Source organism: Haloarcula halobia (assembly GCF_029338255.1).
GTDB lineage: Archaea > Halobacteriota > Halobacteria > Halobacteriales > Haloarculaceae > Haloarcula > Haloarcula halobia.
Window position 1 is genome coordinate 2,673,709 of sequence record NZ_CP119787.1, and the last position, 19,970, is coordinate 2,693,678.

Here is a 19,970-nt window from a genome sequence, read left to right on the forward strand (position 1 = left end):
CCGCCGGGCCGTGTGCCGACCACGTTCTCCCCGCAGACGTGGCCGGCGGCCATCCCGACGCTCGCCCACGGTCTCCCCACGTCGAGCCTGGTTCCGGTCGCGTTCGATGTCGAGAGGGCCGGCCTCACGGACGACGCCGTCGTCACCGTCGCTGGCTTCGCTCACGAGCCCGGTACCGTACAGGTCCGCAACGTCGAGGGACGCGATGGGGTCCGCGACGCGCTCGTCGACGTGCTGAACGCGACCCGTGAAGGGGCGTCAAGTTGACCGTGGCCGACGGCGAGCGGGAGCTGCTCGAGAACTTCGGGTCGGTCGCGACCGAGCGCACCGACGGCGACACGCACTACCTGACCGCGTTCGACCGGGGCGAACGAGACCTGATCCGCCTGCACAACCTGGCGGACGTCCGGCGGACGCGCCGGCTCGCACTCCTCGCGAGCGAGTTCGTGCCACGGAGCGAGTGCAGGGTGAACGACCGCGGGTCGCCGGGGCGGTCGAGGCGAGCCGGACGGAGGACCGCCGGCGTTCCGTGCCCGTCCGTGGGGGCCAGGCGACACCGCCTGTAGCGGTGTCGAACGGGAGAGTGTGTCCGTTGCAGCGTGGGTACCCACCCGCCCCGGGGCTGTGTCCCCGTCGATAACGGTCGGTGAGCGCCGGCCCTCAGAACGGCCTCCAGATACGACGATCGGTGTCCAGCAGCGTCTCGGCACCGGCTACGAGCAGGAGCGTCACCAGGAGGGTGCCGGCGGTGAACGGGACCGCCGCCGACAGGACGCCGGGGTCGAGGCCGAGGAGGGTTGTCGCCGGATTGCTCGGGCCGTCGTTCGCCCAGACCGGGAGCAGCAACGTCGAGAAGAACCCGGGAACCAGGACCAGCGCACCGTACGCGACGGTGCGCTCTACGAACCCGGCGTGGGCCGTATCGGTCGGTGGGGCCGTGTCCGCGGTCGGCCCGGAGCCGGCCTTCCAGACGTGTTCGGCGGTCTCGTGACCCCGCGTGTATGCCCCCCAGTCGACGCTCTCGGCGCCAGCGCCGGACTGGCGCTGCTGGCCCGCACCACGTCCCGTGGCGTCGCGGGCGGTCCGGTCGCGCCGGTAGGCGTCGCCGGTGTCGGTCCCGCCGTGCTGGCGGTCCGCCAGGTACTGTTCGTGCCCGAGCTCGTCGTAGCGAGCCCGTTCCTCGGGGTCCGAGAGCACGTCGTAGGCCTCCTTGATCTGGATGAACTGCTGCTGGGCGTCGGAGTCGTCGTTGTGGTCCGGGTGTTTCTCCTTGACCGCCCGCTGCCAGGCCTGCTTGATGGCCGACCGGTCGGCCCCCTGCGAGACGCCGAGGCGGTCGTAGTAGGTCTCAGTCATCGAACAGCCTCCCGTGGCGGGCCTCGTGGCACGACCGACACAGCGTCCGGAGGTTCATCGGGTGGTCGACCCCGTCCCGACTGCGCGGGTACTGGTGGTCGACGTGGAGCTCGGTGTCGCCGTCGCGAGGGCCGCCCAGCGCGCCGCAGTTGCGACACTGGTGGCCGTCGCGCTGACGGACCAGCGTCGCCAGCGTCGCCCAGTCGTCCGGGTACGGCGGCGTCTCTCGCAGTTTCGCCTTCGTGGGCGTCGTCCCGGCGAACCACGGTACCAGCCGCGTCGGCGTCACCAGGAACGACCGGCGCGCGTAGAGTCGCGCCCGCGACGGCGGCCACAGGAAAAACACCTTGGCGAGCGTGTCCATGCACATGTGCGCGAAGACGTAGATGGCGTCGGCGGCGTTTCGCGCCCCGTGTGGCCGGTAGGTGCGCGCGTGCTTCCAGAGTCGGTACAGCCAGGTGAACACAGAGAGTGTCAGCAACGGACTCCACAGGAGGGCCGTGATGCCGACCCGGGCCGGCTTGCTCAACGGGGCCCGCTTCCCGCTGGGGACGAGGTCGTCCTCGAGGGGGCGACTCGCCATGTCGCCACCAGCGAGCGCCCGGAGCGCCCCGTCGAGCTGGTCCGACTCGAGGAAGAAGTCCTCCGTCTCGTCCAGCGAGTCCGCCTCGCGGACCCGCTGGAGTCCCGCTCGCGCCGCCTCCCGCGGCGTCACCAGGTCCGGCCGGTAGTAGGCGAGTTTGGTCAGCGCCGCCGCGGCTACCACGCGCTCGTCTCTGTCCGCCGACCGCAGCGACTCGACCATCAGGTCCGTCCCGTCCCCGAAGTCCTGTGGGTACCACGTCGCCAGGTTCGCGATGGTCACCAGGACGTTGTGCCGGACGTTCGGGTCGACGTCGTCGAGTCGCGCGAGGATCGCCTCGCTCGTCGAACGCAGCTCCAGCGGGTGGTGGATAGACAGCTCGACGAGGACGCTCGTCGCCTGGGCCCGCACGGTCGGGTCCGGTGCGGTCAGCAACGGCGGGAGGTCAGAGAGATGTCCGAGTGCCGCCCCCGGGTCCGACTGGGCGAGATCCAGTAACCGTGTCGCGTGGGCCGACGGGTCTTTCTTTCGTCGTTCGTCACCTTCCATTTACACTGGCCGATGCTCGGGAACTGGACATAAATTGTCGGTTTCCATTTCAGCTGGCGATAAAGCGCGGGGCCACACACAACACCGGGTGGACGTCCCCGGACCGCGCTCCCCGCGGACGTCGACCCGTCCGACCAGTATTACTATAGTTCGCTACCCGCTGTGGAAAATATATGGGGCTTGCACGCGCGAACCAACTGGGGCGTCAAGGACTCCTCACGCTCGCGTCGATGGCGGTCACGGCCGTCTGCGGGGCGGCGTGGGTCGCGGTCCTCGTGACGCAGTCGGGGTGGCACGGCCTGGTCGAGCCGGTACTGAAACTCTCGCTGGCGGTGACCGGTCTACTGGTCGGGTTCGTCCCCTGGACGCTCCGGCGGACGGAGACGGTTACGTGCACGAACGTCCTCCGGGTATTCACCGTCGTCGCGGCCAGCGCCGTCGCGGTCGGCGTCTGGGCGAACGGGGTCACGGCGCCGGCGAGTCTCGTCTGCTACGGGATGGTCGTGGTCGGCGCGGTAGTCGGCGGTGCCAGCGAGGCTCTCGTCGCGAGCAAGGTGGGTCAGCTGGTGCTGACGTGGAACCTGATCTTGGTCCTGTACCTCACGGCACTGGTGGGCGTGGCGAGTCCAGCACTCGCCGGCGACCTGCCACGGCCCGTCGTCTCGGCCGTCGTCGCGACGCTGACCGTCGTCGGCCTCCACGGCGCGTTCGTCAGGGAACGGCGGGCGCTGACCACGGGGGTGCAGTGACCCGTGGCTGGACTCATCGTGGAGGCGATCGCGGGGACGAAACGGTCGCTATCGGTCGTCCTCAACGAACTGGTCGTCCTGATCGCGCTGGGTATGCTCTTCGCCATCCTGAAAGTCGCCGTCGTCGTCACCGGCCTCGTCGTCTTGCTCGTCGGCTTCGTCGTCGATCTCGTTGCCTCGTCGCTGGGCGGGGTGCTGTACTCGCTGGGGGCCCTCCTCATGGTGTCCTCGGCCCTGGTCTCGGGCATAGCCGCATTCGAGGCGTTCAGGACCGAACTCGCCCAGAGCGCCTCGGACCGGGAGTTCCTCCCGACCAGACAGCAGATTCCCGAGAACCCGGTCGTACTGTTCCTCGTGCCACTCGCCGTCGCCGGGGCCACGGCTGTCGCGGCGCCGGGACTCCTCTTCGGGACCGGCGCGCTCGCCTACGCCGTGACGGGCTACGTCGCCCTGAGCGTGCTCTACCGAGCAAACGCCGTCTGTGCCCACTACAGCGATCAGCAGCAGCAGTGGTGGGTCACCGACCCGCCGCCCTACCGGGAGGCGCTGTTGGAGTGGGGGGCACCGCTGACGCAGATTGCCACCGGCATCGGCGTCGCCGCGGTCCTGCTGGGCGTCGAGGGCGCGCTGTTCGACTTCGTCTGGGCAGCCATCGCGCGACAGCTGGTCGCGTGGGCGCGGACGCTACCGCTGGTCTCCGGAGCGGCCGTAGACGCACTGTGGCTGGCCGGCGGCCTCGCCGTCGTGGTGCTGCTCCACTGGCTCGCGTACGCGTTCTTCCCCCAGTTGCGGACCGCCCGGCAGACGCTGGTGGAACTGGGCGCGCTCGGTCTCGACCTGCTGGCAGCCCTCTACGTGCGAGTGCGGGCGCTGGCGGCCCACGTGTTCCTCCTGCACCCGCGGTGACGGGGGTGGCGTCCGGGGGCCCCCGACAGCGCACGCCGACGAATGTTCCCGCACCTGTCGACGCTGAACCAGCGGCCTCGGCGTAACAATTAGATAATCGGTCCACGAAACAAACACCAATGGCCGCGCTGGTTCAGGTGTTGGGGACGCTCGCGGTGCTGGTGACGCTCAGTGGCAGCTATCGACTGTTCTCTTTTTTCTTCGACGACCCGCTGTTCAGCGGGCTGGTCGCCGCGGCGGTGACCGTCGCGTTCATGATCGCCTTCCCGGTGGTGACGACGGCGCTGGGCCTCGCGGTGCTCGTCGCCCCGTTCGTGGTCGCCTATCGGTACCGTGACCGCCTCCCGTCGACGCCGGCCCTGCCGGCCCTGCCAGCCCTGCCGGACCTGTCGGGGCTGTTCGACGGAGGCCTCAGTTCGTCGACCGGCGAGACGGGGGGACAGCGGTGTCCGAACTGCGGTGCGAAAAACGACCAGCTGAACCGACACTGTGACGACTGCGGGGCGCTCCTCGTCGGGGGTGACGCCTGATGCCCGGGCCGCTCCAGGCTGGCGGGGTGGGACCGACCTTCTTCAACCTGCTGGCGATAGCGATACTGCTGTTCTACGCGTACCACCACGTCGAGTACCGGCGGGCCAGCGACGCGAGGGTCAAGCGGACGGCGAGACAGCGCGCGACGGCGTCGCTGATGGGCTTTTGCTTCTATGCCGTGCTGGTGGCGGCTTACGGCCCGTCGGGGACCTGGGTCAAGCCCATCGGGTGGGCAGTCAACTCCTACTTCCGGCGGGTGGCGGAGGGTCTGGTGACGACGGGCACCACCGAGAGCGGCGGGTCCACGCTGCTCGCCGGTATCAAGGTACTCGGTCTGATGACCTACGTGGTGCTGTTCTCGGTCCTGACCGTCTCGAACGGGGTGGTAAAGCGCATCTGGAACGGTGTTTCCGACCGGATCTGACATAATAGATATCTGCCATGTGGTTCAGATAATTTACCTGTTGCCAAAATTTTAAGCGCGTTCTGTCAGAGTTCATGGTGAGATGGTTTTCAACATCGGAATCGACCTGGGGACGACGAACAGCGCGATGGCCGTCTACGACGACGAGTCGGAGTCGGTGCAGATGGTGGAGAACTACAGCGGCGACCCGACGACGCCGTCGGTCGTCCAGGTACTCGAGGACGACGTCATCGTCGGCAAGGACGCGCTGGCGAACCAGGAGCGATACCCCGACCGGACACTCGCGCGGACGAAACGCGACATGGGGAGCGACACGACCTACGAGATAGACGGGACCGAGTATCCACCCGAGCGCGTCGCCGGCTACATCCTCCAGAAGCTGAAAGAGGACGCCGGGGAGAGCGAGTTCGGCGGCGACGTCGACGGGGCAGTCATCACGGTGCCGTACTACTTCGGCGGGTCCGCCCGGCAGGCCACGGAGGACGCCGGGACGAAGTTCGCCGACCTCAGCGTCTACCGCCTGATGAACGAACCCACCGCGGCGTGTTACGCCTACGGCTACCAGGAGGAGAGCGACGAGACGCTCTTCGTCTACGACCTGGGTGGTGGCACCTTCGACGCGACGCTCGTCGAGGTGGCGAAGGACGACATCGACGTCATCGACTCCAACGGCGACGACGAACTCGGCGGGGAGAACTTCGACGACAAGCTCTACGAGTTCGCCCGCGAGGAGCTGGTCGACCGGGGCGCCAGCGACCCCGACGAGTCGAAACACACCAAGGCGACGCTCCGAGAGACGGTCAAAGAGACCAAAGAACAGCTCTCGGGACGCGAGGACGCCGCCATCGCCTACCAGGCCGACGATTTCTACGAGGTCGAGCTGTCGCGGTCTGAGTTCCACGACCTGACCCAGGACTTAGTCGACAAGACGATCTCGCTCACCGAGGAGCTGTTCGATGACGGCGACTACGAGGTCGACGACGTCGACAACGTCCTCCTTGTCGGCGGGAGCACCCGGATGCACCACGTCCAGGACGCCGTCGAGGAGTTCTTCGGGATGGAACCGTCGACGGACACCAACCCGGACCAGGTGGTCGCGAAGGGCGCAGCCCTCGAGGCAGCCCAGTACGACCCCGAGGGTGGGAACCTCCCGACCCAGAGCATCACGGACATCCTCTCGCACTCGCTGGGCGTCGAGACCCACAACGACGACGGCCCGAACCAGTTCGACCCGATTCTCGAACAGGGCGCGGACCTCCCGAGCCGTGAGACAAAGCCCTACGGGAACCCAGACGACACGGAGCAGAACCTCATCGTCAACGTCATCCAGGGCGAGTCGGACGAGGCCAATCACGATGACAACGAAGAACTGGGCCGGTTCGTCCTCGAGGACGTCCCGGGCGATACGAAACTGAACGTCGAGTTCACCGTCAAAGAGGACGCGACCCTCGACGTGACCGCCGAGGCAGAGAACCGGGACATCGAGGGCGGCATCAACATCTCCGACGGCATCGGTCTGACCCAGGAGGAGGCCGGGATCATCAATGAGGATACCCAAGATTTCACCTCGAAGGCCGTCCAGGGTCGCGAGGCGGACGCCGATACCGACGACTGAAGCCCGGACCCGGACGTTTCGACTCCCGAGAGACGGCTCTTCGGCTCTCGCCGGCATCATCGCGGATGTGACAAGCAATGGATCTCAGTATTCGACTGGATACCGACCGAGCAGTGTTCAGGGACAGCAGCGGGACGAGCGAAACGTTCGAAGTCGTCCCCTCACGCATCGCGCCGACGACGGCGGGCGTCGTCGTGGGGGATCGGGCGGTCGCGCGGGGCGGCCAGCCGGTCCTTGACCCGGGGACGCTCGTCGTCCCCGAGGACGCGGCGGCCGACAGTGGGCCCGCCCAGCTCCCGGTCGGCGTCTTCCTGGCGGAATGCGTCGGGGAGTTCTGCGGTGACCTCGAGTCCGGGGAGAGGGGACCGAGCGTCGACGGTGAGCCGACGGACGGCGGACAGGCCGACGGGAGTGGGGTGAGCGCCACCGTTTCCGTACCCGGGTGGCTCGATGCCGACCAGCGAGCGACCGTCCGGCGGGCGGCACGGTCCGCCCACCTCCCCGAGTGTCGCGTGGTCTGTCGACCTACCCAGGTGGCCGCGGCGCTCGCGTCGGACCGGGACTCGGCGCTCCCTCGACTGACCCCGGGCGCACTGGCGCTCGTCGTCGACGTCGGCGACAGGAGCGCCGACCTGGGCGTGTACGCGGCGACGGAGGCGGGCCTGCGCGCACGCCGGCGGACGAACGTCGAGGGCCTCGGGAGCGCCGACTGGAGCCGCGCCGTCGCGACCACGCTCCTGACACAGGCCGGCGAGGCCCGCGACGTGACCGTCGAGTACACTGATGGCGCGCTCGCCGAGCTCTCTGAGGTCGTCCGCGAGGCGGTCGGCGGCGCCTCGACCCTCCCGGTGTCGATCGAGCTGGAACTGGCCGACGGCGTCACCCTCACCGCGGGCGACCACACGCTCTCGGAGTCGCTCGAACTGGACCGGGAGGTAACGACCGGACTCCTGCACGCGGCCCTCGAGGACTACGCCACGGAACTGGCGGCCGCCGCCACGGACGTACTCGCGGACGCAGACGTCGCCCCGGACGACCTGTCGACGGTGGTACTCGCCGGGGACGGCGCGGACCTCGAACCGGTGCGGAACGCGCTCGCCGGCCACGTCGGCGAGGCGACGACGGTCGTCCAGTACCCGCTGGGCGGGGCCGAGGACCCGGCACCATCGGCCGACACGGGCACGGTGACGGACACGCTCGACGGCGCCGTCCGCGTGGTCGCGAAGGACGGCGAGGACCTGGCGGCGACGCCGACCGGCGACTCGCTGGCCGGGGTCGACACGGTCCAGCAGGTGTCGGTCACCACCCAGACCCCCGAGGGACAGCACGGGCGCCTCGACGTCGAGATCGGTGACCCGGCGACCGGGGAGCCACGGGTCACGGCGTCGTTCACCGTGTCCGGGTTCCCGGCGGTCGCCGGCGACGAGCAGGCGGCGACGACGCTCGTGGTCTCGGTGACCGGCGACCCGCCGGTGAGCGCCGACGACATCGAGCTCGATGTCCTCGAATCGGCGGGTGAGACGACCCCGACCGTCGACCGCGAGACCTACGACGACGGCACCTGGCTCCAGTTTGCCGACGAGGGCGAGCTCACGGCCGTCCCCGACAGGGCGCGGACACCGGTGGCGACCTACGCGCGACAGCGTGACGACCGGGGTCCGGACCGCCCCGACCCGAAGGCGGTCATCGAGGCGATCCACAGCGTCAGGACGGACCTCTGGCAGTGGGGCATCGTCAAGGAGAACCCCCTGGACCCGGAGAACGTCGAGATTATCCTCCGGCAGCTCGACCAGAAGCTCGAACAGCAGCGCATCGAGTTTTTCGTCCCGGACGTCGGGACCGAGGCCGGGCCGCGGCGTCACTACATCAGGGAACAGCGGGCGGCCGACGAACCCGAGGGGACGATCCTCGAAGTGCTCGAACCCGGCGTGGAGGTCGACGGGGTCATCACGAAGAAGGCCATCGTCGCCATCGCCGGCTAGCCCCGGCCGCAGGTCCTCACTCCTCGCCAGCCCGCTCGTAGGCTTTCGACTGCCGGAGGTCCTCGACCCGGTCCAGCACCTCCCGTGCCAGCTGTTGCTGACTGTTGTCGCTGAACTCCGCGAGGTCGGCCCTGAGGTCCGCAAGTATCTCCTCGTACTTGGCGGCAAACCCCTCCTTGATCTCCTCGACGAGGACCGTCTCGAGGACGTGCTGGGCTTCCGCATCGCTCACCTCGTCCAGATCCAGATTCTCGAGTGCCCGGTCGATCTCGTCGTCGTCGCCACCGCCGACGACGCTCGTCACCTGCTTGAACGGGTCGAACCGCCCGCCGCTCTCCGAGGCCTCCAGGTCGGCGTCCCCCTCGGCGAGCTCCAGGAACAGCTCCGCCGACTCCCTGGTGGACTCCCGGAGCGCCGTCTCGAGTTCCGACTGGCGGCGCTCGATGATGTTGTCGAGGTTCTCGAACAGCATGTCGGCGGACTTGAGCTTCCTCGCCTGGGACCGCTTCAGCTCGTCGAGCTCGTCCCGGTAGCGCGGGAGGTTCGAGACGGAGAGGGCCCCCTCCTGGTCGAGCGACTCGATGTGGGACACGAGGTCGAAGTCCCCGAGTTCGACCCGCCCGACCGGGTCGCCGATGACGACGTCGAACTTGTCCGTCTCCTTTCGCTGGTGGGAGACACATCTGAGCGCCCGGAGCGTGCCGTCGACGGCGTAGGCGAACCGGTCGACCTGGGTGAGCGACGCGTACATCTGGAAGTCCTGGCGGCGGTACTGCTCCCAGAACTGCGCGAGGTACTCGCTGTCCGGCGGCGTGACGCCCGAGTCCCGGCCGCCCGCGGTGGCTGCCGTCGGGCGGTCCCCCTCGGGCCTATGGTCCGGGGAAGGCGGTTCCGCCGAGTCGGTACCGGGGTCGTCGGGTGAGGTATCGTCGTCGGGTGAGGTATCGTCGTCGGGTGAGGTATCGTCGGCGGTCGGGTCACCGGGGGCGCCGTCGTCGGCACGCAGGTCGTCGACGTCGACGAACTCGTCGTCGCCACCGGACCCGCTGTCGGATTCGGCCGGCGGCTGCTCGGGCCGGTCCGACCGGGACGTGACATCGCCCTCGAACCGCGTCGTCCGGGAGTCGTCTCGCTGGCGAACGCCGTCGGACCCGGGCCCGATGCGGGCGTCGAGCCGCCGGAGGTGGACGGTGGCTGACCCGTCGATGTCGGCGGTGAACGAGCGGCTGCGAGCGTCCCTGAGCGCGTTGACGACGTCTTTGAGACTCGCCTCGCTGACCGCCTCCACCGGAGCCCAGAACACGTCGAAGTACGCCATCGTCGTGTTCCGACTCAGGTCGTCCTCGCGCTTTCCCTCGAAGACGACGACCAGGTGGTCGCCGATCGTCTCAAAGAAGTAGCCCGGCTCTCTGTTCAGCGCGCTGTCGCCGTCGTTGAGCAGTTCCGTCAGCGGGTCCGTGCTGCTCGATTCCTCCGGCGTCGGGACGAACGTCGGTTCCGCGCCACGCTGGTAGTCGTACGTGTCGAATATCGCGTGGTCGAAGGTGAGGCTCAGTCTCTGAGCCATGTCACCACCTCGTCGAAGCCCTTGGTGACGAACCCGCCGTCGTTGTCCCTGGCCAGCTTGTCCGATTTGGGATTCGTCGGGTCCGCCGGCGGGACGGCCGTGCTGAAGAAGGCTATGCGCTCGTTTTGCTCGACGTGGTCGAGCAGGTTCTGTACCTTCGGGACGTCACCGAGCTTCAGCTTGTCGTCGAGGTGGGCATCCAGGCCCCGGTCGTACGTCCGCGCGGAGAACATCGCCTTGCTCTTCATGTCCGGGGTCGACGGGTCGTAATCGAGGAGGTCGACGGCCGTCGGGACGAGCGCCGTCTTGACCTTCTGTCGCGAGACGGACTCGAGGACGTCCGAATCGAAGGTCGGTTCCTCGTCCCGGATGGTCATCTTGTGGAAGTTGACCAGGAACAGGATCATCGAGGCCTGCGAGTAGTAGTGCTTGAAGATCGTCTCCCAGTCCCCGATGTCGAGCGCCTCGTCCCCGCCGATCTTCGACCTGACCGACTGGAACTCCGACTCGACGCGCGACTCGTCTATCGCGTCGTTTTTCACCTCGTCCCAGATGTTCGAGAGGACGATGTCGATCTGCTCGCCGGGGATGTCCACGAACTGGAAGTCGATGTCGGGGACGAGACTGCTCCCCTGGCTGAGCGTCAGTTCGACCACGTACCCCTCGGTGGTCTGGTCGGGATAGACGCCCCGGGTGTTCATCCGCTTGATGACCCCGTCGAAGAAGTCTTCCTCGACGTTCCCCTCCTTCTTGCGGTACGTAACGTTGATATCGTCGGCCCGGTGTGCGTGCCGGTAGAGGCCGCCGATGAACGTCGACTTCGACCCTGCCTGTCCCGCCACGACCATCACGTTGTTGTTCTTTGGCATCGTTTTCCCAAGTTAGGTGGTCTACTGTATCCACGGGAGCGCTTCGCTGTACGACGACGCGAGTTCGCGCCGGAGGATGCGAACGTACCCGACGACGACCACCGTCATCAACAGCGCGGCGATGAGAAACGGCGTGTCCCCGTTCTCGAGGAACGAGATTACGGTGTACCCCATGCCGAACAGGTACGTCTCGAGGCCCATGAGGCCAGCGAGCGCGATCGCGTGGAAGTTCGTCGGCTGGTTGAACCGGTAGTGGAGCATGCCGCCGACGAAGACCAGCAGCGCGAGCAGGCCATAGGAGACGGCGTCGAGCAGTTCCACCCCAGGAACTGGCACCAGCACGCCCAGGAGCATGACGAGCGAGAGTCCCGTCGTCATGACGACGCCGGAGGCCGTCCGGGAGCGCCACCGGAGGAGCAACAGCGAACCCAGCAAGACGAAGCTGAGCGCGTACTGCATCCGGAGCACTTCGCCGGGCAGCGCCCCGACGGTCTGTGCCCTGAACAGCACCGACCCGACGCCGAGAATCCCGGCCCCACCGTACACCAGGAGCACGTCCTGTTTCTCACCCTTGGATAACGCAGACCAGCGCATCTATCGTATCCATGCAGCATTCCATAGAATAATCTTGCGGTGCTTCAGCAAATACCAATACCCGAGACGGGGAAACGAGCAACACGCCCGTCGTGTCAGCCGATCGTAACTATGGGCCGCCGATACGATAGCTGGGCCAGGTGGCGTCCCCGACAGGTCACGGAGCCGTTGTCCCGGCGGTCGCTCGGGGGCACACCTTCGTGCGGGGGGCGTTGCCGTTAAATCCACCCCCGAAACCGTGATAAGATATATGACATCACGGATTGCAGGCATACGTATGCCAGTCGAACTATCGGCGTATCCGAAGAAGAACCCGATCGAGGTGGGTGGCGACCGGTTCACCGGCGCCATCGACTTCGACGTCGAACCGCCGGACGACCCGCTTCCGGTCCACGTCGTCTTCTGTATCGACAAGAGCGGGTCGATGTCGGGCCGGGACATCGAGGTCGCGAGAGAGGGGCTGATCCAGGCGACACAGGGTCTCCGGAAGCAGGACGTCTTCGGCGTCGTGGCCTTCTCGAGTAGCGCCGAGGTGCTCGTCTCACCCACCCGGGGCGACAACGCGAGCGACAGTCACGCGGCGATCTCGAATCTGGGTGCCGGCGGCGGGACGAGTATCATGAACGGCCTGGCCCGGTCGAAGGAACTGCTCGGCCAGATGGCCGCGTCGGGGTCGAGCTCGCTCGGTGGCCTCCTCTCGCTCGACAGCGGGGCCAAACCCGTCGAGTGGGTCGTGCTCATCACCGACGGGGGGAGCTCCATCGACGAGCACCGCCTCGACACCGAGTTCGACGAGAGCGGCATCACCGTCCAGAGCGCCGGCATCCGCAACTACCGCCAGGACGTCATCAAGACCGTCGCGGAGCGCACCCAGGGCGAGTGGGCCGACGTGGGCAACCCACAGAAGCTGGGCCGGTTCTTCGACCGGAAGCTCTCGGAGGCCCGCGGGGTCGGGGCGGTGAACCCTGACCTCCACCTCTCGCCGGCTCAGTTCGCCGACATCAAATCCGTCTATCACACCCACGGTGACCAGCAGAGCACGATGGACCCCGAGTGGGAGGGACAGGACTGCACCGTCAGCATGGACGACATGATAGCGGGCAAGGAGTCGAAGGTCCGTCTCGACCTGTTCGTCGACGGCGAGGCCAGCCTGGAGGAACAGAAGATACTCGACGCGACCCTCGAGACGGCGACCCAGACCGTCAGCGACGAGATGGCGGTCGAAATCGCGGCCGGCGTCATCGTCGAGGAGGCGGCCGACGACGAGGGTGCCCTCGACGACGTCGCCATCAGCGACGTGATGGAGACGGCCCTCGAAGCGGGGCCCGACGAGGCAGAGACGAAGATCGCCCAGTGGGAGCGCGAGGACGACGTGACCGAGTCCACGGTGGCCAAGATGGAGGACGTGATCGACGACATGAAACAGACCGGCGACGAGAAGGAGGCGAAAGACGACGTCTCGCGCGTCCTCAGCGAGTGGGACGACGACGCCTGACTACTGTAGCAGGATCCGCTGTTCGGCCTGTTCTTTCACCGAGAGCGAGGGCTTGTCGGCGGTCAGCGTCTCGATGCCGGTCCGGTCCATCAGGTCGACGGTGGCGACCCCGTCCTCGCCGGTCTCCCAGGTCTCGGCCCGCCGGGCGGAGTGGATGACGGCGCCCGACACCGGCGTCCCGTTCTCGTCGACGACCTTCACGCTGACCTGGTCGCCGGGCGAGGCCACCTGGGGGACGTCCGCCATCGACAGTTCCGGCTGGTGTTCCGAGACGGTGAACGTCTCCTCGACGGGGCTGAACTCGAACCGCTCCGACGACTTCTCGGCTGTCAACTCCAGGTCGTCCTCGCTCTGCATCGTCAGGGACACCCACCCGTCGGCGTCGGTCGTCGCCTGGTGCCCGTGGTTGGTCGTGACCGTGGCGTCGGTGACCCCCGTGTCGCTCGTGTCGGTGATCTGTATCTCCACCTCGCCGCCCTCCTCGAAGGACCCGCGCGTCTGCCCGACGGCCAGCGACGCGTCCCCCCGGTGGACGTGGAGGTCGGTCGTCTGCTCGACGTAGTTGACGTCCGCCGCGTCGGTCTGTTTCGACACCGTCACCTCGTAGGACCCGGGGTGCTGGAAGGTCAGCGTCGTCTCGCCGTTGCCGTCCGTGCTCCCGGTCGGGCCGCCCGCCGCCTCGACCACGGCGTCTCTGACCCCGGTGCCCGCGTCGTCGACGACCCTGAACGTGGTCTCCTCGCCCACCCGTATCTGGTTGGTCGCCACCTGCAGGCGCAGCGGAATCTGTTCCTCGACGACGTCGATCTCCGCGGTGGCCGGGGCGTAGGTCACCGAGTTCGTGTCGTTCGCGTTCGCCTCGACAGTCCGCGTGCCCGTCGAGTCGAACTGGAGTTCGACGTAGCCGTCGGCGTCGGTGCGTCCGACCGGATCGCCGTCGACGAGCACCGCGATCGCCTCGACGCCGGTGCCCGAGCTGTCGGTCACCCGGAGGCGCTCGCGCTGGCGCACCGCTAGTTCCGTGGGCATGCCGACGATATCGAGGTCGATGTGCCGGGGCTGGACGTCCAGCGTCGCGGAATCCTCGTGGTAGTTCATGCCGCCGCTGGTCCGGACCTCGACGTTCCCCGCGGTGTCGAACGTCATCGACGCCGTCCCGTCACTGCCGGTCACGGTGCTGTGGCCGCGGTCGGATTCGACGTCGATGCCCGACTCCGGGCCGTCCGAGGACGTGACCCTGAACTCGACAGTGTCGTCGACCGTCGGTTTCGGCGTCCCGACGTCCAGCGAGAGGGTGGTCGGTTCGGGGTGGCCCTCGGCGGGGTGGTTGCTCTCGATCCAGCTGATGGCGTCCTTGATCTCGAGGACGGCGTCCGTCGCTTCCTTGTAGCCCTCCTCGTCGCCGGCGCCCTTGCGCTGTTTGATCTCCAGGTCCTTCTTGCTCTTGAGCGTGTTCGCGGCGTCCAAGATCTCTTCGCGGGTCATCGTCCGCTCGACCCCGAGTTTCTCGTACGGATCGTCCCCCTCTATCGGCCGAGCCTCGGTCATTGATCGATCGTTCGCCGACGATCGGTAAAAAATTTAGCTCGTCGCCGGCGAACCCTGGGCGCCGGCGGTCGCCGCCGCGCCCGTCGACGCCGACGAGATACGCTTCACTGACTTCACGAGCGTCGCGTTCGGCGGGAACGCCCGCTTCGAGCGGACGCTGTTCGTCGACGAGGCCGACCTCTCGAGCTGTCGGTTCGGCGACGAGGCGGCGGAGTTCGAAGGGAGCGCGAACGGGCACAACGACGACGCGAGCTTTGAGGCCGCGACCTTCCACCGGGAGGCGGACGTCGACACGGCGACCGGTTGCGGGCGGAGAACTGGGACGCCGCCTTCACCCGGGAGGCCGACGTCGCGCTTCGCAACCGCGCGAAGGCGCTCGGGAAGTGGTTCGGGAACAACGCGGTACACCGATGGCGAACAGCCCCACCATGATGAACGCCGTCAGGATCTCGAGGACGTCCATCAGGAGCTCGGAACTGGACCCGATGCGCGTCAGGACGTCCTCGTAGGAGAACTGACCCGCCCCGACCCCGAACTGCGTGTTGTCTTCTGACATTTTCGGGTTGGTTTTCGCAACGACTGTACTAGACTTTTCCCGGACTCCGGCGCTCCAGACGTCGGTCTCTCGGGAGTCGGAGGTGTTCTGGCAGCCACACGCGTGTCGATTGTACGCACGAAGGGGCGAATTCTCTACATCGAGAGGGGCTATCCACCCCCATCAAGACAGTTTGGCGGCTCAATTCGAGTAACCACCGACAGGGAGCCAATACGAGCGTGTCTGGGTCTATTTTGGGGAGAGAAAGGAGGAATGCACCAGTAACTCCGGAGTGGACGAACGAACCGGCCGAACCCGCACGGCCGGCGGTCCTAGTAGTTGAGGTAGACGGTCTTGGAGACGGTATCGAAGTCCAGGCCAGCGTCGCCCTGCTCGCGGTAGGTCCCGCCGGTTTCGGCTTCGATCCACGCTCTGTCGACGTAACTGTGGTACGTCTCTCCCATTCGTGGGCGCCACTCGGTCCGGACGGGAGAGTGTTTTGGTACCACCGGAAATGCCAAGTCCCCGGGCAGCGCACAGATACGACATGCGCTACTATCGCACCGCAGTAGAGGAACGTCTCCACCTGGTCGCACTCGACGACGGAACGGCCTACGACCTGACCTCGGCCCGGCCCGCCGTGACAGACTTCGACGACCTCGCCCACGTCGCAGACGTGGCAGACGAGTCCGTCGACGACATCGCGAGGGGGCTGCTCGACGAGGCCGACGTCGTGGACGTGCCGGACGAGGAGGCGGTCGCCGTCCCCGTCGCCGCGGACGAGGTGTGGGCTGCCGGCGTCACCTACGAGATAAGCGAGCAGGCCCGCGAGGCAGAGAGCGGGATGCCCGAGATGTACCTCCAGGTCTACGACGCCGACCGGCCGGAGATATTCTTCAAGGCGACACAGAGCCGCATCGTCGGACCGGGTGACGCGGTCGGTATCCGCCGGGACTCGGAGTGGAACGTCCCGGAACCGGAACTGGGTATCGTGTTACACCGGGGCGACATCGTGGGGTACACCATCGGCAACGACATGAGCAGTCGGTCGATCGAGGGCGAGAACCCGCTCTACCTGCCACAGGCGAAGGTCTACGACCGCAGCTGCTCGCTGGGCCCGTGTGTGGTGTCCGCAGAGTCCATCGGCGACCCCCACGACCTCACGATGTCGATGACCATCTCGGACGGAGACGAGATACGCTACGAGGGCGAGACGTCCACCGGCGAGATGGTCCGGACCTGCGAGGAACTGGTCTCCTATCTCACGCGACACAACGCGGTGCCCGACTCGGCAGTGTTGCTGACCGGCACCTCGCTGGTCCCGGACGAGGGGTTCACCCTGTCGGAAGACGACGAGATCGACATCACCATCGACGGTATCGGTCGGCTGATGAACCCGGCGACGATGGTCTGACGACGGCGGGAGACGGGGAGCTGGATCGCCGTTCAGACTGAGTGAACACAGACGCGGAGACCGCGCGGTCGCCCCGGGCCGACCCCCGCTCGCCGGCCCCCTGCACCGGTGTCGGTGAGTACGCTGGTACGCGACGGCCCAAGACGAGTACGGGTGTTTCCGAACTCCCGACATACAGCAATTATATCGTCTCTAGTGACGAATCTCTCGCTCAGAGGACCCTGGCGGTGACGGCCCGAGACAGGGGGTGTGCCCCCCGGTCGAGCGGCGCATATCCCAAACTGTCCAACAATAGTAAACGTCTGTCACGGCCGAATCCGGCGCCCCCAGTCTGAGATAACAGTCGTACCTGTGTTAGCACCATGGTTTATAGTGTTTTTTCATGACGTGCAGATATTTCCAACATTGTTGGACGAGTCGACAGCCCCGGCAGGTGCTACCGCGCACCGCTGCTTGCCACTCAGTCTGAACCTCCGTTCAGTCAGGCCGGAAAAGAGGAGGTCGTCCAGCACTCGTCGAGAATAGTCCTGTCCCGGTTCTGAACCAGGGAACCACCGGCGAACGAGGTTACCGGACCATGTAGCCGCCGTCGATGAGGAACGACGACCCCGTCACGTAGGCCGCGGCGTCGGACGCGAGGTACACCGCCAGCGGCGCGATGTCCTCCGGCGTCCCGAACTCGTCGAGCAGCATCTCGGACTTCCACGTCTCGATGAGCTCCTCGTCGTCGGTGAGGATGTCCGTCTCGATGTAGCCGGGGTTGATATTGTTGACGCGGATGTCGTGTTCGGCCCACTCGGAGGCCAGCTGGAGTTTCAGCCCCTCCAGCCCCCCCTTTGAGGCCTGGTAGTCGACCTGGCACTGCGGGTAGTTGGCGACGAACGCCGACATCGAAGAGATGTTGACGATAGAGCCCCCGTCACCGTCGATCATCTCCCGGCCGGCGTGTTTCGCGCAGATGAACGCACCGGTCGTGTTGATGTCGAGCGTCTTCTGCCAGTTCTCGAGCGGTTTCTCCTCGGCGGGTTCGTGGATGGCGACGCCGGCGTTGTTGACCAGCACGTCGACATCCCCGAACCGGTCGACGGTCTCCTCGACCATCGCCTGCACCTCCGCCTCGTCGGTGACGTCGGTGGGTATCGCGGCCGTCTCGGCACCGGTCTCGTCGGCGATCTCCTCGGCGGCCGCCTGGCCGCTCTCCGCGGTCCGGTTGGCGATGACGACGTTCGCGCCGACCTCGCCCATGCCCGTGGCGATGCCCTTGCCGATGCCGCGATTGCCGCCGGTCACGATGACCGTCTCTCCGTCGAGTCGGAACCTATCTAGTACTGACATGCGGGCGGAGTATCTGGCGGTCGGTACATAAATATCGGGGCTCGTCAGTCGATCGGGTCGAGGACGACGTTCTCGACGCCCCGAGGCGGTGGGCCGCGGGGAGCGGTTCCGGGTCGGAGACGTTCGCGTCCGGGAGCCGGTCGCCCAGGTCCCGGGCGTAGTCCTCGCTCGACAGTCCGTGGGTCCCCCGGCGGGGAACGAGGACGTCGACGTCCGTCGGCCGCATCGACAGCCCCGACGCGGGCCGGGGCGGTACGACAGCCTCAGTACGTGGCGAGAGGGTGTCACACCGGTGCTACCGCTGGGCGTGCAGTGACAGTTCCTGCCGGATGGAGTGGGACAGACCCCCAACCCGGTCGTCACCGACGGGAGCGAGCCGCGAGAAACGAGTATCCGACGCTCAGTTCGAGCCAGCCGGGTTCTCGTAGTTGTGGTAGATGGTCTTCAGCTGCGTGTACTTCAGCATGCCGTACTTGCCGTCTTCGCCCCCGAGACCGGACTCGTCCCAGCCGATGTGGTGGCCCTGCCAGGACTCGCCGATGGAGCGGTTGACGTAGGTCTCACCGAACTCCAGCTCGTCGATGACGCGGTTGACGAGCTGGTAGTTGTTGGTAAAGAGGTACGAGGAGAGGCCGTACTTAGACTCGTTGGCGTACTCGATGGCCTGGTCCATGGAGTCGACCTCGACGACGGGGCTGACCGGGCCGAACACCTCCTCCTGGATGACGTCCATGTCCTGGGTGACGTCGGTCAGCACGGTCGGCCGGTACCAGTAGCCGTGGTCGAACTGCTCGCCCTCGGGTGGCGACCCGCCGGTCCGGAGCGTCGCACCCTGTGCGACGGCCGTCTCGACGGCGTTCTCGGTCGCCTCGAGCTCGGCGGCGCTGACCTGTGGGCCCATGTCCGGGTCGTCGCGCGGGTCGCCGACGACGACGTCCTCGGCGGCCTCGACGAGGCGGTCGGTGAACTCCTCGGCGACGTCGGAGTGGACGTAGATGCGCTCGGCGCAGGTACAGACCTGCCCGGTGTTGGCGATGCGGGCGGTGAGCACGTCCTCGACGGCCGCCTCGATGTTGGCGTCCTTCCAGACGATGGCCGGGGCCTTGCCGCCCAGTTCCAGCGAGACTGGCTTGAGTGAACTCGCGACGCTCTCGTTGATCGCCTTCCCGGTGCCCGTGTCGCCGGTCATGGTGACCATGTCGACGCCGTCGGCGGTGACGAGGGTGTCGCCGACCGTCGAGCCGTGGCCCGTGACGAGGTTGACGACGCCGTCGGGCAGGTCGACGTGCTCGTCGATGAGTTCGACGGCGCGGACCGTCGCGAGCGGCGTGTTCGAGCTGGGCTTTGCGACCATGGTGTTGCCCGTCACGAGCGCCGGCGCGGTCTTTCGCATGAACAGCGCGATGGGGTAGTTCCACGGGATGATGCCCGCGACGACGCCGTGGGGGCGTCGCTCCAGGGTCAGCTTCTCGCTCGGGAAGTCGCCGGGGACGACGTCGCCCTCGATGCGCCGGTCCCACTCTGCCATGTAGTTCGACATGTCGGCCGCGCTCGCGACCTCGCCCATCGCCTGCCCGCGGGGCTTGCCCTGCTCGGCCATGATGAGTTCGGCCAGTTCCTCTTGGTGGTCCATGAGCACGTCGGCGATGTCACGGACGAGCTGGCCGCGTTCGGGTGCGGGGCGGAGCCCCCACTCTTTCTGTGCCTCGTTCGCGGCCTCGACGGCAGACAACACCTCGGACTCCGTGGCGTTCGCGATGGTCCCGGCGACCTCCTCCGTTGCCGGGTCCAGCACCTCGATGCGCTCGTCGTTTGCCGCTTCGATCCACTGTCCGTCGACGTACAGTGTCTGCGATGACATTGTCAGTTTGATTTGCTTCCCGTGCCGTAATAATATTTGCGACAATCTATCACGGTG

21 protein-coding genes are annotated in these 19,970 nt (G+C 67.0%); 10 read left to right on the top strand and 11 right to left on the bottom strand.

Features of this window, described 5'->3' with window-relative positions; all coding sequences use genetic code 11:
- The first annotated feature begins 12 nt into the window (after positions 1-12).
- Together P1K88_RS14120 and P1K88_RS14125 are read left to right on the top strand one after the other, a co-directional pair.
- Positions 13-267, top strand: coding sequence for a hypothetical protein (locus P1K88_RS14120; protein ID WP_276410866.1), 255 nt, complete (start codon positions 13-15; stop codon positions 265-267).
- Entirely contained in the window at positions 264-566 is a 303-nt protein-coding gene (locus P1K88_RS14125; protein ID WP_276410867.1) for a hypothetical protein, read from the top strand. Before P1K88_RS14120 ends, P1K88_RS14125 begins: the two co-directional genes overlap by 4 nt.
- Before the next feature lie 94 nt (positions 567-660).
- On the opposite strand, the gene P1K88_RS14130 is transcribed toward P1K88_RS14125, so the two are convergent.
- A complete protein-coding gene (locus P1K88_RS14130) occupies positions 661-1,356 on the bottom strand; it encodes a DnaJ domain-containing protein (protein WP_276410868.1) in 696 nt (231 codons plus the stop codon).
- Entirely contained in the window at positions 1,349-2,488 is a 1,140-nt protein-coding gene (locus P1K88_RS14135; protein WP_276410869.1) for an HNH endonuclease, read from the bottom strand. Before P1K88_RS14135 ends, P1K88_RS14130 begins: the two co-directional genes overlap by 8 nt.
- A 173-nt stretch (positions 2,489-2,661) precedes the next feature.
- On the opposite strand from P1K88_RS14135, the gene P1K88_RS14140 reads away from it, so the two are divergent.
- The 6 genes from P1K88_RS14140 to P1K88_RS14165 all read left to right on the top strand — a co-directional run bounded on the left by P1K88_RS14140 (position 2,662) and on the right by P1K88_RS14165 (position 8,695).
- The gene (locus P1K88_RS14140) at positions 2,662-3,237 is read left to right on the top strand and encodes a hypothetical protein (protein ID WP_276410870.1); all 576 of its coding nucleotides are present in this window, start codon (positions 2,662-2,664) and stop codon (positions 3,235-3,237) included.
- A 3-nt stretch (positions 3,238-3,240) separates the two neighbouring features.
- Positions 3,241-4,143, top strand: coding sequence for a hypothetical protein (locus P1K88_RS14145; protein ID WP_276410871.1), 903 nt, complete (start codon positions 3,241-3,243; stop codon positions 4,141-4,143).
- A 119-nt stretch (positions 4,144-4,262) separates the two neighbouring features.
- Positions 4,263-4,673: a zinc ribbon domain-containing protein gene (locus P1K88_RS14150; protein WP_276410872.1), complete on the top strand. Its 411-nt coding sequence runs from the start codon at positions 4,263-4,265 to the stop codon at positions 4,671-4,673.
- Entirely contained in the window at positions 4,673-5,098 is a 426-nt protein-coding gene (locus P1K88_RS14155; protein ID WP_276410873.1) for a hypothetical protein, read from the top strand. The genes P1K88_RS14150 and P1K88_RS14155 overlap by 1 nt, the downstream gene beginning before the upstream one ends.
- Positions 5,099-5,180: 82 nt before the next feature.
- Positions 5,181-6,713 (top strand): Hsp70 family protein, encoded by a 1,533-nt coding sequence (locus P1K88_RS14160; protein ID WP_276410874.1) that lies wholly within the window; start codon positions 5,181-5,183, stop codon positions 6,711-6,713.
- A 77-nt stretch (positions 6,714-6,790) separates the two neighbouring features.
- Positions 6,791-8,695, top strand: a complete 1,905-nt coding sequence (locus tag P1K88_RS14165) for an Hsp70 family protein (protein WP_276410875.1) — start codon at positions 6,791-6,793, stop codon at positions 8,693-8,695.
- A gap of 16 nt (positions 8,696-8,711) precedes the next feature.
- Here P1K88_RS14165 and P1K88_RS14170 read toward each other — a convergent pair whose 3' ends face one another.
- Genes P1K88_RS14170 through P1K88_RS14180 form a run of 3 tightly spaced genes read right to left on the bottom strand, consistent with a single transcriptional unit; the run spans position 8,712 to position 11,725 of the window.
- The gene (locus tag P1K88_RS14170) at positions 8,712-10,262 is read right to left on the bottom strand and encodes a hypothetical protein (protein WP_276410876.1); all 1,551 of its coding nucleotides are present in this window, start codon (positions 10,260-10,262) and stop codon (positions 8,712-8,714) included.
- Positions 10,247-11,131 carry a hypothetical protein gene (locus tag P1K88_RS14175; RefSeq protein WP_276410877.1) on the bottom strand — a complete coding sequence of 295 codons (885 nt, stop codon included), beginning with the start codon at positions 11,129-11,131 and terminating at the stop codon, positions 10,247-10,249. The genes P1K88_RS14170 and P1K88_RS14175 overlap by 16 nt, the downstream gene beginning before the upstream one ends.
- 21 nt (positions 11,132-11,152) lie before the next feature.
- Complete coding sequence (locus tag P1K88_RS14180) at positions 11,153-11,725, bottom strand: hypothetical protein (protein WP_276410878.1); 573 nt, start codon at positions 11,723-11,725, stop codon at positions 11,153-11,155.
- A gap of 277 nt (positions 11,726-12,002) precedes the next feature.
- Between P1K88_RS14180 and P1K88_RS14185 the strand changes: the two genes are divergently transcribed.
- Entirely contained in the window at positions 12,003-13,220 is a 1,218-nt protein-coding gene (locus P1K88_RS14185; RefSeq protein WP_276410879.1) for a vWA domain-containing protein, read from the top strand.
- Here the strand turns inward: P1K88_RS14185 and P1K88_RS14190 are convergent, their stop codons facing one another.
- The 3 genes from P1K88_RS14190 to P1K88_RS14200 all read right to left on the bottom strand — a co-directional run bounded on the left by P1K88_RS14190 (position 13,221) and on the right by P1K88_RS14200 (position 15,767).
- Positions 13,221-14,768, bottom strand: a complete 1,548-nt coding sequence (locus tag P1K88_RS14190) for a carboxypeptidase-like regulatory domain-containing protein (protein WP_276410880.1) — start codon at positions 14,766-14,768, stop codon at positions 13,221-13,223.
- Between the two features lie 33 nt (positions 14,769-14,801).
- Positions 14,802-15,176 carry a hypothetical protein gene (locus tag P1K88_RS14195; protein ID WP_276410881.1) on the bottom strand — a complete coding sequence of 125 codons (375 nt, stop codon included), beginning with the start codon at positions 15,174-15,176 and terminating at the stop codon, positions 14,802-14,804.
- Positions 15,177-15,635: 459 nt separating this feature from the next.
- Positions 15,636-15,767, bottom strand: a complete 132-nt coding sequence (locus P1K88_RS14200; RefSeq protein ID WP_276410882.1) for a hypothetical protein — start codon at positions 15,765-15,767, stop codon at positions 15,636-15,638.
- A gap of 83 nt (positions 15,768-15,850) precedes the next feature.
- Here P1K88_RS14200 and P1K88_RS14205 point away from each other — a divergent pair, with 83 nt between their 5' ends.
- On the top strand, positions 15,851-16,717 hold the full coding sequence (locus P1K88_RS14205) for a fumarylacetoacetate hydrolase family protein (RefSeq protein ID WP_276410883.1): 867 nt from the start codon (positions 15,851-15,853) through the stop codon (positions 16,715-16,717).
- Positions 16,718-17,284: 567 nt separating this feature from the next.
- Here P1K88_RS14205 and P1K88_RS14210 read toward each other — a convergent pair.
- The 3 genes from P1K88_RS14210 to aldA all read right to left on the bottom strand — a co-directional run bounded on the left by P1K88_RS14210 (position 17,285) and on the right by aldA (position 19,913).
- Positions 17,285-18,052 (bottom strand): SDR family NAD(P)-dependent oxidoreductase, encoded by a 768-nt coding sequence (locus P1K88_RS14210; protein ID WP_276410884.1) that lies wholly within the window; start codon positions 18,050-18,052, stop codon positions 17,285-17,287.
- Positions 18,036-18,278, bottom strand: coding sequence for a hypothetical protein (locus P1K88_RS14215; RefSeq protein ID WP_276410885.1), 243 nt, complete (start codon positions 18,276-18,278; stop codon positions 18,036-18,038). Before P1K88_RS14215 ends, P1K88_RS14210 begins: the two co-directional genes overlap by 17 nt.
- A 174-nt stretch (positions 18,279-18,452) precedes the next feature.
- Positions 18,453-19,913 (bottom strand): aldehyde dehydrogenase, encoded by a 1,461-nt coding sequence (gene aldA / locus P1K88_RS14220; RefSeq protein WP_276410886.1) that lies wholly within the window; start codon positions 19,911-19,913, stop codon positions 18,453-18,455.
- Between the last annotated feature and the right edge of the window lie 57 nt (positions 19,914-19,970).